Source organism: Cryobacterium sp. W22_MBD10_FK3 (genome assembly GCF_052113745.1).
In the GTDB taxonomy this organism is placed as follows: domain Bacteria; phylum Actinomycetota; class Actinomycetes; order Actinomycetales; family Microbacteriaceae; genus Cryobacterium.
Genome location: NZ_JBGQOH010000035.1, coordinates 1 through 14,821 on the forward strand (window position 1 = coordinate 1; position 14,821 = coordinate 14,821).

Consider the following 14,821-nt stretch of genomic DNA (forward strand, 5'->3'; position numbering starts at 1 on the left):
CCCCCCCCCCCCCCCCCCCCCCCCCCCCCCCCCCCCCCCCCCCCCCCCCCCCCCCCCCCCCCCCCCCCAAAAAAAAAACCCCCCCCCCCAGATCTAACTATGCGTCTTGTGGGCTCGGAGATGTGGAGAAGAGACAGGCTGGGCACCGGTGGCCAGATCCGCGCTGCCGGTGGCGATCGCATCGATGGCTGCGCCGGCCTTGCCCAGGTCGGTGCCGCTGGTGCCCACGGCGGTGCCCACCGGGGTCAGGGTGGCCACGGCGGCCGTGATCTGCTCCTGGCTGAGGCCCGCGGCGGCGAGCTGGTCGGCGAGGGAGCTCTGGGCCGTGGCGAGGGCGGCGCCCACGCCGGTGAGGCTGGCGCCGGCGGCCTGGCTGGCGGCCTTGAGCGCCGCGGTGCCGTCGGCCAGCTTGCGCGCCGAGGCCGAGACGGCGACTGTTCCGGTCGAGACCTTGCCGGCCCCCGTGGCCAAGGCCGTCGCGCCCGACGACAGGGTGGCGGTGCCGTCGGCCACCTGCCCGGTGGCGGTGGCCAGCTGGTCGGCGCCGGTGGCCACCTGCGCGGTGCCGTCGGCGACTTGGCCGGCACCGTCGGCCACCTGCGCGGTGCCGTCGGCGAGGCTGCCGGCCCCGGTGGCCAGCTGGCCGGTGCCGTCGGCGAGTCGGCTCGCGCCGTCGGCCAGCTCGGTGCTGCCGTCAGCGGCCGTGGTCGCGCCATCCGTCAGCTGGGTGGCCCCGTCGGCCGCGTCGACCAGGCTCGACCGAATGTCGGACAGGCCGATGAGCAGGGTGCCGGCGGCCTGCTCGTTGACCCGTTCCACGATGGCGTCCCGAATGCTCTGGGCGGCCTGGCTGCCGATCGTGGAGGCCAGGTAGCTGTTGGTGTCGTTGGTGGTGAGGGTGATGGTGGCCTGGTGCGGCGAGTCAGTGGACGACGACGCGATCGAGCTGGAGAAGTCGGCGGGAATCGTGACGCTGAAGTCGTAGGTGGCGTCGGCGACACCGGCCTTCGCCGTCGCGGCGGTCACGGTGTGCCAGTCGAACGTGCCGTCGTCGACCAACTGTTCGGCCACATCCGTGCCGTAGTTGGTGGCCGCGCCATCCTGCTCGGCTCCGGTGTCGGCCACGACGAGGGCCACCGGCACCCGGTCCAGGCCCGCGTACGGGTCCTGGTTGGCCCACAGGTAGAGGCCGCCGTAGAGCACGGGCACGAGCATCAGCGCCACAAGGGCGACGCGGGACATCGTGGTGGCGGTCAGCCGCGCCAGCTCGGCGCGGATCATGGCGAAGATCTTCACAGTGCGGCGGTTCCAATGCTGTCGGGGTGCGAGCGAGCGAGCCCGGCCGGCAGCACGCCGGAGGGTTCGAGGTCGGCGAGTTCCAGGTCGGCGATGGCGTGGGCGGATGCGTCGCCGGCGATGACGAGTACCGCGTAGCCGCGCGCGGCCAGGCCGCCGGCCACGTCCCACCAGCCGAGCGGATCGCCGCCGTGCCGGTCGGGTGAGGTGAGCACCAGGCCCATCACCCCGTCGCGCAGCACGGCCAGCTCGGTGAGCAGACGGATACGGTCGTCGGGGGCGACGTCGCCCATGTTGGAGCGGGCCTGGTCGGCGAGGCCGAATTCGGCGAGCACCCTCTTCACGGTGCGGCGACGGCCCAGGTGGCCGGCGAACATCAGCTCCTCGGCGACGACCTCTTCCACCCGCACGTCGGCGGCGGGCTCGGAGACCCCGAGGGCGTCGACGAGGGCGATCTGGCGGCGGAGGCCCGCGTAGTCGGTGTGACCGTCCAGGGTAACGGTGCCGGAGTCCGGGCGCATGCGGCCGGACGCGATGAGGCCGAGCACAGTGGGGCGGCGTTCGGTCTCGGCACGCGCGAAGGTGACGGCGTCGCTGCCGAATTCCAGGGTCGTCGCGGGCAGGGCCGAGTCCTGGGGTCCCTTGGTGACGGCGGTCAGGGTAACGCGCATGCGGGCGCCTCCGGTGCTGGGGGCCCGGGGTGGCGGGCCGGATTCGGCGGGAAGTAAGGGCATCGCGGCGCTGAGACTGAGGTCACACTCTAATTCAGTTTTCCACTGACTAGTCAGTTTCTGGACGACTACTCAGACGGCGCCCGGCCCGCCCGCCCGGTTGCATCCGCGCCGCTGCCGGATCTATACTGACTAGTCGGTACAAAAGGTGCCGGCGAGAAGGGAACGACGTGCAGGCGACACTGGTAGCGGATGAACTGACCGTGAGCTACAAACGGGGAGTGGTCTACGGGCCGCTCAGCTTCAGCGCCGACAACGGCCTCACCGTGATCTGCGGGCCGGCCGGCAGCGGTCGCACCAGCCTGCTGCTCACCCTGGCCGGGCGCATGAAGCCCAGTTCGGGCACCCTCACGGTGCTCGGTGAGGACCTGCCCAGGCACGCGCGCCGGGTGCAGCGCAGCACCGGCGTCTCGGGATTCCACGGCATCGACACCCTCGAGGAGTCGGTCAGCGTCGGCGCGGCCATCCGGGAACGGCACGCCTGGCTCGCCCCGTGGTGGTCCTTCATCCGCGCCGTCGACGACGCCGAGGTCACCCGCGTCTGCGCACCTGTCTTCGGCGACATCCCCATTCCCGCGGCCAGCACCATGATCTGGGACCTCGACGAGGTCGAGATGGTGCTGCTGCGCGCCTCCCTGGCCATGATGAGCGCGCCCAGCGCGCTGTTCTTCGACCAGGTCGAGCAGGTGCACTCCACCGAGGCCCGTCGGCAGCTCTGGCAGCGGCTCGGCGCCATCGTGGCCGCCGGCACGCCAGTGATCGCCTCGGCCATCGCACCCGACGTTGAAATGTGGGCGGAACTGGGCATCGACCCGACCGTCCTGTACATGAACCAGGAGATTCGCTAGATGTTCGCCTTCCTCTCAACCGGCACTGAACTGCGCCGTTTCGGCAAGGGCACCCTGCCCAAGATCGCCCTCGTCGTCCTGATGTTCATTCCCCTCATCTATGGCGCCCTCTACCTCTGGGCGTTCTGGGCTCCCGACAAAGAGCTCAGCCACCTGCCCGTCGCGCTGGTCAACGCCGACACCGGCGCCACCCGCGACGGCGAGGCCGTCACCGCCGGCGACGACCTGGTCGACAAGCTGCTCGACGGCAACGACCTCGGCTGGGTCGAAACCAGTGCAGCGGATGCCTCCAGCGGCGTCATCGACGGCGACTACTACTTCTCCGTCACCATCCCCGCAGACTTCTCCACCGACGCCGTCTCCGCGGGCACCGACACCCCCACGGCGGCCGAGGTGCAGGTCGACTACAACGACAGCAACAGCTTCCTGGCCTCCACCCTGGGCAAGCAGGCCATGGTGCAGCTGCGCGACGCCGTGTCGCTGAACATCGGCGACCAGACCGTCAACGCGATGCTCGTGGCCGTGAACGAAGCCGGCGACGGCATCCGCAGCGCCGCAGACGGCGCCGGCACCCTGGCCGACGGCCTCAGCACCGCCGAAACCGGCACGGGCACCCTCGTCACCGGCCTGGGCGACCTCTCCGCGGGCGCCGTGTCCCTCGACGACGGCGCTCTGCGCCTCGCCGACGGCTCGTCGAGCCTGTCAACCGGACTCGGCACCCTGTCAACCGGCGCGACCACGCTGTCAGACTCGTCGGTGAAGCTCGCCGCCGGCGCAACGACCGTCGCCGGCGGAGCCCAGCGGGTGGCCGACGGCATGGCCACCGCCGCCACCGGCGCGGCAGCCCTGGCCGGCTCGTCAACCCAGCTGGCCGCCGGGGCCACCTCCATCAGCACCGGGACCGGGGAACTCGCCGCCGTGACGACGAAGCTCTCCGACAAACTGAGTGCTCTCGAGGCTGCCATGACGGCGGCGCCGGACCAGCCAGCCTCGGAGTTCCTACCGTCGGTGACCGAACTGGCCGCCGGAGCAGACCAGATCGACACCCAGACGCAGGGCGCCGCTACCCAGACCGCGGGCTTCGCCGCCAAGAACGCCGCGTTCTCCACCAAGCTCAACGAGCTCTCCGCTGCCCTCGGCAACGGTGCTCCCGGCGCCGCGCAGGTGGCCACCGGAGCTTCAGGCGTCGCCACCGGAGCCAGTGCCCTCTCGAGCGGCGCCGGTCAGCTTGCCACCGGAGCGGCGAGCGCGGCCACCGGAGCGAGCACCCTTGCCGACGGCGCCGACAGCCTCGCCGCCGGCACCGGCACCCTCGTCGACGGCAGCAGCAAGCTGGTCGACGGCGGTGGGGCGCTGCAGTCCGGCACCGTCCAGCTCGCCGACGGCAGTCGCACCCTGGCCGACGCACTGGCCGACGGAGCGGCCGCCGCCCCTGACGACAGCGACGATCAGATCGCCGCGAAGGCCACGGTGATCGCCAACCCCGTCGACCTCAAACAGACCTGGGAGAACGCCTCCGGCAGCTTCGGCGAGGGGTTCGCGCCCTTCTTCCTCGCCCTGGCGACCTTCGTCGGCGCGCTGATCACCTGGTTGATCCTGCGGGCCCTGCCCACCAGGGCGCTGGCCAGCGCGGCCTCCGGGCTGCGCGCCACCATGACCGGGTTCCTGCCGGCCATGGCGATCGGTCTCAGCCAGGTTGTGATCATGGTGTTGGTGCTCGTCTACGGCATCGGTCTCACCCCGGCGCACTGGCTGGGCATGTCGGCCTTCATCTACCTCACGACGCTGGCGTTCCTGGCGCTGCAGCAGATGTTCATCATCCTGTTCGGCACCGCCGCCGGCCGTGTGGTCAGCCTGGTGCTGCTCATGCTGCAGCTGAGTTCGTCCGGTGGCACCTACCCGGTGGAGACGACGCCCGAGTTCTTCCAGATCCTGCACCCCTGGATGCCCGCCTCCTACGTGGTCACCGGGCTACGCCAGCTCATCACCGGAGGGATCGACTCTAGACTGTGGCTTTCCGTGCTCGTTCTCGTAGGCATCCTGGTGGGCTCGATCGCCGTCAGCGCCTGGAGCGCGTCCCGGCAGCGGATGTGGACCATCACGCGGCTGCACCCCGAATTGACCATCTAGGCTTCGAGCCGCACCGAGAGCGACGAAAGGACCGGCTATGCCCCGCGCAACCGGAACGAAACGGGCGATCCTGGACGCCGCGTTGGCGCTGGCCGCCACCCGGGGGATCACCGGCACCACGATGGATGACGTCGCGGAGCTCGCCGGGGTGGCCAAGGGCAGCCTGTATTACAACTTCAGCTCGAAGGACAAGCTCTTCGAGGCACTCCTGCAGGAGGGTGTCGGCGCTCTCGCCGAGACCCTCCGCGGGGCGCGCACCGGCCTGCACGGCCGCGCCGCGCTGGAGGCGTTGATCACGGTGCTACTCGACCGCATCGAGGCGAACGCCGGCCTTGCGAAGCTGATGGCGGCCGAAATCTTCCGCACCGACAGGGCGTGGCAGAAGACCCTGTTCGCGTTGCGGCACGAGGCGCTCGCGGTCTTCGCCGAGGCCATCGCCGAGGCCCGCCCGGCCACGGCCGCGGCCGGCACGGGCGGGCTGATGGCGTCGAGCGTGTTCGGCGCCGTGCTGATGGCCGGCCTGGAGTGGCTGGTCTTCGAACCCGACCGTGATCGTGAGGAGGTCGCCGCGGCGATCCTCGAGTCGCTCTCCGGCGGTCTGCTGGCCTGACCGCCCGCGGACGGCGGTCTCGGCCGTGGGATCCGGTGATTTTTGGGGTTCAGGGCACAGCTCGCGGCCCGAATCTCGGGTCGCGGTAGTATCTAGTGTGACCGGCGCAAATCTGATCGAACAGCCCGAGACCCTCCTACCCGCAGAACCGGAGGTGATTGAGGCACTCAGCCGAACCGGAACGCAGGATATTGCGACCGTGGTGGCGGCGCATCCGAAATCATCGCTGGCCTGGGCGGCGCTCGCCGACTACACCCACGGCCAGGGCCGACTGCTCGAGGCGTACGCGTATGCCCGGGTGGGCTACCACCGCGGCCTCGACGCCCTGCGTAAGGCCGGCTGGCGTGGCCAGGGACCGATCCCGTGGGCGCACGAACCCAACCGGGGCGTGCTGCGCGCGCTGTTCGCCCTCCGCCGCGCCGCTGCCGAGATCGGCGAGACCGACGAGTTCGAACGCCTCACCGAGTTCCTTGAGGGCGCAGACCCCACAGTGATCACCCGGCTGCGTTCGCAGCACGCCGAGACCCAGATGTTCCCGGCGGTTCCGCCCGTCGTTTCGCCCGGCGAGGACCCGGCCCCGCCGACCGCCGCCTTTGTTATCCGAGGAGACAACTAACCCATGCCAGCAATCGTTCTGATCGGCGCCCAGTGGGGCGACGAAGGTAAGGGTAAGGCCACCGACCTCCTCGGCAGCCGTGTCGACTACGTCGTCAAGTTCAACGGCGGCAACAACGCCGGCCACACCGTGGTCGTCGGCAACGAGAAGTACGCGTTGCACCTGCTGCCCTCCGGCATCCTCACCCCCGGCGTCACCCCGGTGATCGCCAACGGCGTGGTCGTTGACATCGAAGTGCTCTTCGAGGAGCTCGACGCGCTCAGCTCCCGCGGCGTGGACGTGTCGAAGCTGCGCGTGAGCGCCAACGCGCACGTCATCACCCAGTACCACCGCACCATGGACAAGGTCACCGAGCGGTTCCTGGGCAAGCGCCAGATCGGCACCACCGGTCGCGGCATCGGCCCCACCTACGCCGACAAGATCAACCGCGTGGGCATCCGCATCCAGGACCTGTTCGACGAGAACATCCTGCGCCAGAAGGTGGAGGGCGCGCTCGGCCAGAAGAACCACATGCTGGTCAAGGTCTACAACCGCCGCGCCATTACGGTCGACGAGATCGTGGACGACCTGCTCAGCTACGCCGAGCGTCTGCGCCCGATGGTCGCCGACACCGCGCTGCTGCTGCACCAGGCGCTCACCGCCGGCAAGACCGTGCTCTTCGAGGGCGGCCAGGCGACCATGCTGGATGTCGACCACGGCACCTACCCGTTCGTCACCTCGTCGAACGCCACCTCGGGCGGAGCGGTGACGGGTTCCGGCATCGGCCCGAACCGCATTGACCGCATCATCGCGGTCGTCAAGGCGTACACCACCCGCGTCGGCGCCGGCCCGTTCCCCACCGAGCTGTTCGACGACTCCGGCGAGTTCCTGCGCGCCAAGGGCTTCGAGTTCGGCACCACCACCGGCCGCCCGCGCCGTTGCGGCTGGTACGACGCCCCGATCGCCCGCTACACGGCCCGCATCAACGGGGTCACCGACTTCGTGCTCACCAAGCTCGACGTGCTCACGGGCCTCGACACCATCCCGGTCTGCGTCGCCTACGAGGTCGACGGGGTGCGCTACGACGAGGTGCCCGTTTCGCAGTCCGACTTCCACCACGCGAAGCCGGTTTACGAGGAGTTCCCCGGCTGGACCGAGGACATCACCCACGTGCGCCACTTCGAAGACCTGCCCAAGAACGCCCAGGACTACGTCCTGGCGCTCGAGGCCATGAGCGGCGCTCGCATCTCCGCCATCGGAGTGGGCCCGGATCGCGAAGCGATCCTGACCCGCCACGACCTCATCGACTAACCCGCTCGGCCCGCGAACCGTGATGTGGGCCCCGAAGACCTCTGGTCTTCGGGGTTCAGGTCACAGCTTGTGAAGGGAGAACCCACGTGACTGCGCACCGACCCGACGCCAGACTGCTGACGGGGCGCTTCGTGTGCCTGGAACCGCTCAGCCGGGCCCATCTCCCCGAGCTGCACCGCGCCATCGCGCATCCGGCGGTTTTCGCCGGAGGATACGGCGGCGGCCCGCACGGCATGCCGGCCGCTCTCGACGACTTCGTGGCCTTCGCGCTGAAGTACTACCAGTGGGATGCGCAGCCGTTCGCCGTGCGCGTCGTCTCCGGCCCGCACGCCGGCGACCTGGTGGGCACCTCGACTCTGGGCGACATCGACCTGCCCAACGAGGCGCTGCACCTGGGCTGGACCGCCTACGCCCCGCAGGTGTGGGGCACCGCGGTGAACCCCGAAACCAAACTGCTCATGCTCGGGGCCGCCTTCGACTCCGGTTTCGGCCGGGTCAAGATTCAGGCCGACGTGCTCAACTCCCGCTCCCGCGCCGCGATCCTGGGCATCGGGGCGCAGTTCGAGGGCATCAACCGGCGTGTGCAGCGCCGCGCGGACGGCTCCTGGCGGGACACGGCCGTCTATTCGGTGCTGGCCGACGAGTGGCCGGTCGTTCAGGCCGGACTGCACAAACGCCTCGACGGGTTCGGCGGCTCCTCGGTGGAGTACCGCGACCCGCGGGCACCCCGCCGCCGCGTCACGCCCGGCTGATTCCGGCCATCCGCCCGCGATTTTCGGACATCACCGTCGGCGACGGCCCCGGCAGTCCACCGGGCCCCGCGCCGGTGGGCTAGGGTCGGCAGGTGAGTGACGTTACCAGCCCCCGAACCCCCCTGGTCGCCCTGCAATTCCTGGGGATGGGCGTGGTCTGGGGAGCCAGCTTCCTGTTCATGAAGATCGCCCTGGACGGCGTGAGCTTCGGCCAGGTCGCCTGGTCCAGGCTGGTGCTCGGCGGCCTCACGCTCGGCCTCATCGTGCTCGCCACCCGGCCCCGGGTGAACGGTGGCCCTGTGCTGCCCCGCGAAGGCATCGTCTGGCTGCACTTCCTGGTCATCGCGATCACCGGATGCGCCGTGCCGCACCTGCTGTTCGCCTGGGCCGAGCAATACGTGTCGTCGAGCCTGGCCAGCATCTACAACGCCGTGACGCCCATCATGACCGCGGTCATGGTCACCGCCGTGTTCAGGGTGGAGAAGCTCGCCCGCGACCAGGTGGTGGGGGTGCTCGTGGGCATCGTGGGTGTGGTGGTGATCATCGCTCCGTGGCAGTACTCCGAACTCACCGGCGACCTCTGGGGTCAGCTCGCCTGCCTGGGCGCTGCGCTCTGCTACGGGTTCACGTTCGGCTACACGCGCAAGCACCTCAGCGGCCGGGCCATCGCCGGCACCACCTTCGCGTTTCTCAACATCGGTCTCGCCGGGGCCCTGATGCTGCTGCTCACCCCGGTGCTGGCCTGGGAGCCGGTGGCCCTGACCGCGCCGATCGTGCTCAGCCTGGTCACCCTCGGGGCCCTCGGCACCGGCCTGGCCTACATTTGGCACATCAACGTGCTGCGCGCCTGGGGACCCACCACCACGTCCACGGTGACCTACGTCACCCCGGTGGTGGGCGTGACGCTCGGGGTGCTGGTGCTCTCGGAGACCTTCTCCTGGCACGAACCGGCCGGGGCGCTGCTGGTGCTTGTCGGCATCCTGCTCACCCAGAAGCGGCTGCGCCTGCCGTTCGCCGTTCCCCGCACTGCCTGAGCACAACTCCTGCAGATTTTCGCCGGCATGCCGCGCCCCGGAATTCCGGGACCGGGCATCCGTGGCCGGCACGAATAGCAGGAGTTCTGCCGCCGACAGGCCGGGACGGGTGACGGCAGCCGGAGCGGGCATCCGGGAGGGTGCAATATCGTAGGACGCATGGCTGTAAACGAAGAACTGCCCGCGGACGCGGCACAGGATGCGATCGACGAGTTGCAGGGCATTCGCCAGAGCATCGACAACATCGATGCCGCACTCATCCACCTGCTCGCCGAGCGGTTCAAGTTCACCCAGAGCGTGGGCAAGCTGAAGGCCCAGCACGGCCTGCCGCCGGCCGACCCGGCCCGGGAGTTCCTGCAGATCCAGCGCCTGCGCGGACTGGCCGAAGACGCGAGGCTCGACCCGGCGTTCGCCGAGAAGTTCCTCAACTTCATCATCGCCGAGGTCATCCACCACCACGAGAAGATCGCCGGCGGAGCGACGGATGCCGCCAGGGCCGCCGGCGGGTCCGCCACCCAGGTCGCGCCCGGCCCGGCCGCCACGCCCCCCGGCGCCAGCTCGGCACCGGCCACGCCCGCTCAGGGCGACGCCGCCCACGACGGCCCGGCACACCCCACCGCGTGACCTGGAACCCACGCTTACTGCCCGACCAGTCCGGACGCACGGTCGTCGTCACCGGCGCCAACGCGGGCCTGGGCTACAACACCAGCGAGCAGTTGGCCGCCGCCGGCGCCCACGTGGTGCTCGCCTGCCGCAACCCGGTCAAGGCGGCCGCGGCCATCGCGGCGATCCGCGGCCGGGTGCCGGGAGCATCCGTCTCGACCCTGCTACTCGACGTGGCCGACCTCACGTCGGTGCGGGCCGCCGCCGACCGGATGCTCGAGCTTCCGCAGCTGCACGGCCTCATCCTCAACGCCGGCATCGTGCACCCGCCGCAAGACCGCTCTGTGAGCCTGGACGGCGCCGAGCTGGTGCTCGCCACCAACTACACCGGCCATTTCCTGCTCACCAGCCTGGTGCTGCCCGTACTGCAGCGCACCCCCGGCAGCCGGGTGGTGTCGCTCGGCTCGATGATCTCCCGGCTGATGGACTCGTCCCTGGACGACCTGCAGCTGGAAACCACCTACAACGGCTGGAAGGCCTACGCGCAGTCCAAGATCGCCATGCAGGTGTTCGGTTTCGAGCTGGACCGCCGGCTGCGCGCCGCCGGCCAGGGTGGCCCAGCCGGCGTGCAGAGCCTGGTGGCGCACCCGGGCTATTCGATCTCCGGGCTCACCCCCGGCATCCGTGGTGTCAACGAGGTGGGCCGCGGCAAGCGCTTCGTCGACACCCTGCAGGGCTTCATTGGCGCGCAGGGCAAGGATGCCGGCGCTTGGTCGATCGTGCGTGCTGCCATCGACCCGGCAGCCGTCGGCGGCCAGTACTACGGCCCGCGCTTCCTCACCCGCGGTGCCCCCACCCTGCAGCACCCCACCCGCACCTCGCTCGACCACGGCGTCGCGGCCCGCCTCTTCGCCCGCACCGAGGCCCTCGTCGACGCCCCCTTCGCCCTCGCCCCCTAACCGCCCCGTCGGCTCCGCTCCCTAACGCCAGTCCCTCTCCCCCTAACGCCAGTCCCTCTCATCCCTCTCGCCCGCACCTCTCGCGAGAGCGGCCATATGGCGACCTCAGCTGGTTGATGCGACCATATGACCGCTCTCGCGTCATCCTCGCCACCCCCCACCTCGCGAAAGCGGCCATATGGCTACCTCAGCTCGTTCAGGTAGCCACTTGACCGCTCTCGCGTCATGCTCGCCACCTAACATCCCGCGAGAGCGGGCAGTGGATGCCCCGGGGTCAGGGACGCCAGCCGGCCGCGGCCAGCGCCGTGGTGATCTTCCGCAGCGCAGTCGAGGGCGACATCCTCAGATGCGACTTGTTGATGCGGATGACACGCCAGCCGGCCTCCATGATCGCGTCCAGACGGTCCACGTCCCAGTGGTATTGCTCCTCGTCGGTACGGTGCTGCTCGCCGTCGTACTCCACCAGCACCCGGTACTCGCGAAAGACCAAATCCCCGGTCGCGATCTTGCGGCCGAGCCGATCGAAGATCTCGCCGTTGACCTCCGGTTCGGGCAATCCAGCCCGCACGATCACCAGTCTGGTCGCTGTCTCCCTGGCCGAATCCGTGCGGGGCCGCACGGACTCGAGAGCCTCACGCAGCCTCTTCGCACCCCGTTGCCCGGTGTAGCGCAACACGCCAGTGCGCAGTTCGGCCATGGTCGCCAGTGGCCGCTTCCGCCGCACCAGCGCATCTCCCACCTCAATCAGGGCGTCCAACCCCAACAGCGTTGACAGCTGGCACCACGTGTCCACCGGGGCCGTCGCCGGCAGTCCCCTCACGGTAACGACGAGAACGCGGTCGCGTTGCACATGATGCCCCACCACGCCGCGGCCAGCGTGCCGCAACCCGGCGACGTGCGTCGATATGTGCACACGCGGGTCCTGGGCGAGGCGCAGTGGCAGGGGCAGGCCGTGGATCAGAGCAGCGCTGGTGTGGCTGAAGAACTGCTCCCCGCTGAGGCGGGGCAGGTAGGCGTGCACTCGGGCGAGCGGGTCGGTCGGGTCCAGTGGCTGAGAGCGGATGCCGCGGAACGGTCTTGCCAGGTCGTCGCCACGCATCCGTGCCCGAGTGACGCCCTCGGCCAGCCCTTCTTGGTGGCTGAACGCGCGCCCTCGCAGGGCTGAAGGTATTTCGCTGCGCCGTTTCATCCACAGAGGATGCGCCTTGTCGGCCTCGCCGCGCCGAACTTATCCCCAGCCCGCGCCCAGCCGTTTCGCGAGAGCGGCCCTGTGGTTGCTTCAGCGCGGTGAGGTAGCCGTTCCACCGCTTTCGCGGGATGAATGGTCGGGGGGTTTTCGCGAGAGCGGTTGTGTGGTTGCTTCTGCGTGGTGAGGTAACCGTTTCACCGCTTTCGCGGGATGAGTGGACGGGGGTTCTCGCGAGAGCGGTTGTGTGGTTGCTTCTGCGTGGTGAGGTAGCCGTTCCACCGCTTTCGCGGGATGAGTGGACGGGGGTTCTCGCGAGAGCGGTTGTGTGGTTGCTTCAGCGCGGTGAGGTGACCGTTTGGCCGCTTTCGCGGGATGAGAGACGCGGGATGAGGGACGAGGGCGGCGCGGTCCGCGGCCCGCGGGATGCGCCGGGGACGGGTGGCACGCACGGCCCGCAAAGCGCGTTCTGCCGCTACGGGCATTGCCGCCGCGCCGCTCCGGGGGCAGGATGCCACCGTGCGGGGGTTCGTCGAACCGGTGGTCCGTCACGGGCGGCACCAGGACGGACGGGCATGGGCGAGCGCATAGCGATCATCGGCGGCGGCATCGTGGGGATCGCCATCGCGCGCGCGCTCGTGCTGCGCGGCCTCGGGGAGGTCACGGTCTTCGAGAAGGAGGCCGCGCTCGCCACCCACCAGACCGGGCGCAACTCCGGGGTGGTGCACGCGGGTCTCTACTACCAGCCCGGCACCCTCAAGGCCCGGTTGTGTGCGGCAGGCCGCATCAGCATCCGGGACTACTGCGCCGAGAAGAACCTGCCGTACCGGGAGGTGGGCAAACTCGTCGTCGCGGTCGACGAATCCGAACTGCCCGCCCTGGCCGACATCGAGCGACGCTCGCGAGCCAACGGGGTGCCCGACCTCGCCCGCTTGGATGGCCTCGCCCGCCTGCGCGAGATCGAACCCCACGTTGCGGGCATCGCCGCCGTGCACTCGCCGCACACCGCCGCCGTCGACTACGGTGCCATCACCGAGGCGATGGCCACGGATGTGCGGAGCGGCGGCGGCACCATCCGCACCGGCCACGAGATTGTGGCGCTGCGTCTCGACGGGTCCTCCGTGCGGGTGGGCACACCCGATTCCGAGCAGGTCTTCGACAGGGTCATCGCCTGTGCCGGCCTGCAGTCCGACGTCATCGCCCGGCTCGTCGGCGCCGATCCGGCACCGAAGATCCTCCCGTTCCGCGGCGAGTACTGGGCGCTGGACGCCGCCCGCACCGACCTGGTTCGCGGCATGATCTACCCGGTACCCGACCCGCGCTTCCCGTTCCTCGGCGTGCACTTCACCCGCGGCATCTATGACGACGTGCACGTGGGACCCAACGCGGTGCCGGCCCTGGCCAGGGAGGGCTACGGCTGGCTCACCGTCTCACCCAGAGACACCTGGGAGTCGCTGCGGTGGCCGGGCGCGGCGGCGCTCGCCAAGCAGCACTGGCGGATGGGCCTCGACGAGATCAGCGGTTCGCTGGTCAAGCCGCTGTACTACCGCAAGGCCCGCCGGTTCATCCCCGAGCTGCGGATGCGCGACCTCAGCCAGAAGACCGCCGCCGGGGTACGCGCCCAGGCCTGGGGCCGCGACGGCACCCTGCTCGACGACTTCGCGGTCGATCAGGTCGGCCCCGTCACCCTGCTGCGCAACGCCCCGTCCCCGGCCGCGACGTCGTCGATGGCGATCGCGGACCACTTGATCGAGAACTACGTGTTCGCCCGCACCACCGACTAGCCAGGCGCATCCGTCCCCGGATGACGATCGCCGGCGCCGCAAACCTCACCTTCCAGGCACGTTTGGCGGAGGTGCCTACGATGGGCAGATGATGTTCGAGCAGATCGCCAGTGACGCCGCCGCCGGCCGCTTCGACGACTGGGCGCTGTCCACCGTGATCGACGAGAACGTGCAATCCCCGGTGATCTCCAAGGCCGAGTTCTTCAGGCTGCACGCGGCGGCCGGCATCGCGGCGACCTGGCCGATCGGCAACGCCGGCCTGCTGCATGTTTACGGCTACCTGCTCTCGAGGGTGGTCACACCGTTCGGGCTCAAGGGCGACCGTTGGCGAAACGGTGAGCTGGCCGCCCAGTTCGGCCTGGCACCCGCGGCATTCCTGCTCGACGCGGCGGATGCGGCCGGCGAAACCGTGCTGCAGCGGGTCACGGATGCCGCGCTGCCGCACCTGGCGCATCCCGCGGGCGCCCACGGCGACGTTCTGGTCATCGACGACGAGGTTCCCGGTGACGCCACGTTCTTCCGCACCACCGTGGTGAGCACACCGGGTCAGCCGGGCGCGGCCCTGATCTACGGGGTGTCCGAGGGCAGCCGGATGCGCGTGGTCACGGCCTTTCCGCTGGCGAACCCGTCCCCGGCATCGCTCGACGCCCTCGCGGCCGATCCGCCACGGATGCGCTACAACGCCGCGCTGGCAGCGCTCCCGCCACGCACCGCGCTCCGCCGTCGCCGCTGAGCACTGCGGGTGAACGGGCCACTCGCGCGGGCGGCCCCGCGCTCTGGGTGTCGCTCGCTCTGTCGTACCCACGAGAGCGGCCGTGGGGGGGGGGGGGGGGGGGGGGGGGGAGAAAAAAAAAAAAACCACAAAAAAAAAAAAAAAAAAAAAAAAAAAAAAAAAAAAAAAAAACAAAAAAAAAAAAAAAAAAAAAAAAAAAAAAAAAAAAAAAAAAAAAAAAAAAAAAAAAAAAAAAAAAAAAAAAAAAAA

13 protein-coding genes and 1 pseudogene are annotated in these 14,821 nt (G+C 69.6%); 11 read left to right on the forward strand and 3 right to left on the reverse strand.

Annotated elements, in window-relative coordinates:
• Positions 1-93: 93 nt before the first annotated feature.
• The gene (locus ACEN2M_RS18480; RefSeq protein WP_441649607.1) at positions 94-1,296 is read right to left on the reverse strand and encodes a YhgE/Pip family protein; all 1,203 of its coding nucleotides are present in this window, start codon (positions 1,294-1,296) and stop codon (positions 94-96) included.
• Entirely contained in the window at positions 1,293-1,967 is a 675-nt protein-coding gene (locus ACEN2M_RS18485; protein WP_441649608.1) for a hypothetical protein, read from the reverse strand. The genes ACEN2M_RS18480 and ACEN2M_RS18485 overlap by 4 nt, the downstream gene beginning before the upstream one ends.
• A gap of 230 nt (positions 1,968-2,197) precedes the next feature.
• Between ACEN2M_RS18485 and ACEN2M_RS18490 the strand changes: the two genes are divergently transcribed.
• The 9 genes and pseudogenes from ACEN2M_RS18490 to ACEN2M_RS18530 all read left to right on the forward strand — a co-directional run bounded on the left by ACEN2M_RS18490 (position 2,198) and on the right by ACEN2M_RS18530 (position 10,869).
• Positions 2,198-2,875, forward strand: a complete 678-nt coding sequence (locus ACEN2M_RS18490; RefSeq protein ID WP_441649609.1) for an ATP-binding cassette domain-containing protein — start codon at positions 2,198-2,200, stop codon at positions 2,873-2,875.
• On the forward strand, positions 2,876-5,005 hold the full coding sequence (locus ACEN2M_RS18495; protein ID WP_441649610.1) for a YhgE/Pip family protein: 2,130 nt from the start codon (positions 2,876-2,878) through the stop codon (positions 5,003-5,005).
• A gap of 37 nt (positions 5,006-5,042) precedes the next feature.
• Positions 5,043-5,615 (forward strand): TetR/AcrR family transcriptional regulator, encoded by a 573-nt coding sequence (locus ACEN2M_RS18500; protein ID WP_441649611.1) that lies wholly within the window; start codon positions 5,043-5,045, stop codon positions 5,613-5,615.
• A 97-nt stretch (positions 5,616-5,712) separates the two neighbouring features.
• Positions 5,713-6,231 carry a DUF3151 domain-containing protein gene (locus tag ACEN2M_RS18505; protein ID WP_441649612.1) on the forward strand — a complete coding sequence of 173 codons (519 nt, stop codon included), beginning with the start codon at positions 5,713-5,715 and terminating at the stop codon, positions 6,229-6,231.
• 3 nt (positions 6,232-6,234) lie between these two features.
• Entirely contained in the window at positions 6,235-7,521 is a 1,287-nt protein-coding gene (locus ACEN2M_RS18510; RefSeq protein ID WP_441649613.1) for an adenylosuccinate synthase, read from the forward strand.
• Between the two features lie 86 nt (positions 7,522-7,607).
• The gene (locus ACEN2M_RS18515) at positions 7,608-8,273 is read left to right on the forward strand and encodes a GNAT family N-acetyltransferase (RefSeq protein ID WP_441649614.1); all 666 of its coding nucleotides are present in this window, start codon (positions 7,608-7,610) and stop codon (positions 8,271-8,273) included.
• Positions 8,274-8,365: 92 nt separating this feature from the next.
• The gene (locus tag ACEN2M_RS18520) at positions 8,366-9,307 is read left to right on the forward strand and encodes a DMT family transporter (protein ID WP_441649615.1); all 942 of its coding nucleotides are present in this window, start codon (positions 8,366-8,368) and stop codon (positions 9,305-9,307) included.
• A gap of 159 nt (positions 9,308-9,466) precedes the next feature.
• Positions 9,467-9,784, forward strand: a pseudogene (locus ACEN2M_RS18525) (chorismate mutase); the annotation flags it as partial.
• A gap of 143 nt (positions 9,785-9,927) precedes the next feature.
• A complete protein-coding gene (locus ACEN2M_RS18530; RefSeq protein ID WP_441649616.1) occupies positions 9,928-10,869 on the forward strand; it encodes an SDR family NAD(P)-dependent oxidoreductase in 942 nt (313 codons plus the stop codon).
• Positions 10,870-11,143: 274 nt separating this feature from the next.
• Here the strand turns inward: ACEN2M_RS18530 and ACEN2M_RS18535 are convergent, their stop codons facing one another.
• Positions 11,144-12,058 carry an endonuclease domain-containing protein gene (locus ACEN2M_RS18535; protein WP_441649617.1) on the reverse strand — a complete coding sequence of 305 codons (915 nt, stop codon included), beginning with the start codon at positions 12,056-12,058 and terminating at the stop codon, positions 11,144-11,146.
• A 572-nt stretch (positions 12,059-12,630) separates the two neighbouring features.
• On the opposite strand from ACEN2M_RS18535, the gene lhgO reads away from it, so the two are divergent.
• Positions 12,631-13,839, forward strand: a complete 1,209-nt coding sequence (gene lhgO / locus ACEN2M_RS18540; protein WP_441649618.1) for an L-2-hydroxyglutarate oxidase — start codon at positions 12,631-12,633, stop codon at positions 13,837-13,839.
• An 88-nt stretch (positions 13,840-13,927) separates the two neighbouring features.
• Complete coding sequence (locus ACEN2M_RS18545; protein ID WP_441649619.1) at positions 13,928-14,572, forward strand: amino acid deaminase; 645 nt, start codon at positions 13,928-13,930, stop codon at positions 14,570-14,572.
• Positions 14,573-14,821: the final 249 nt, after the last annotated feature.

Bases quoted from the DNA above. Each gene is read 5' to 3' on its own strand.
- ACEN2M_RS18485 (WP_441649608.1), bottom strand. From the start codon at position 1,967: ATGCGCGTTACCCTGACCGCCGTCACCAAGGGACCCCAGGACTCGGCC.
- ACEN2M_RS18495 (WP_441649610.1), top strand. From the start codon at position 2,876: ATGTTCGCCTTCCTCTCAACCGGCACTGAACTGCGCCGTTTCGGCAAG.
- ACEN2M_RS18500 (WP_441649611.1), top strand. From the start codon at position 5,043: ATGCCCCGCGCAACCGGAACGAAACGGGCGATCCTGGACGCCGCGTTG.
- ACEN2M_RS18510 (WP_441649613.1), top strand. From the start codon at position 6,235: ATGCCAGCAATCGTTCTGATCGGCGCCCAGTGGGGCGACGAAGGTAAG.
- ACEN2M_RS18535 (WP_441649617.1), bottom strand. From the start codon at position 12,058: ATGAAACGGCGCAGCGAAATACCTTCAGCCCTGCGAGGGCGCGCGTTC.
- lhgO (WP_441649618.1), top strand. From the start codon at position 12,631: ATGGGCGAGCGCATAGCGATCATCGGCGGCGGCATCGTGGGGATCGCC.
- ACEN2M_RS18545 (WP_441649619.1), top strand. From the start codon at position 13,928: ATGATGTTCGAGCAGATCGCCAGTGACGCCGCCGCCGGCCGCTTCGAC.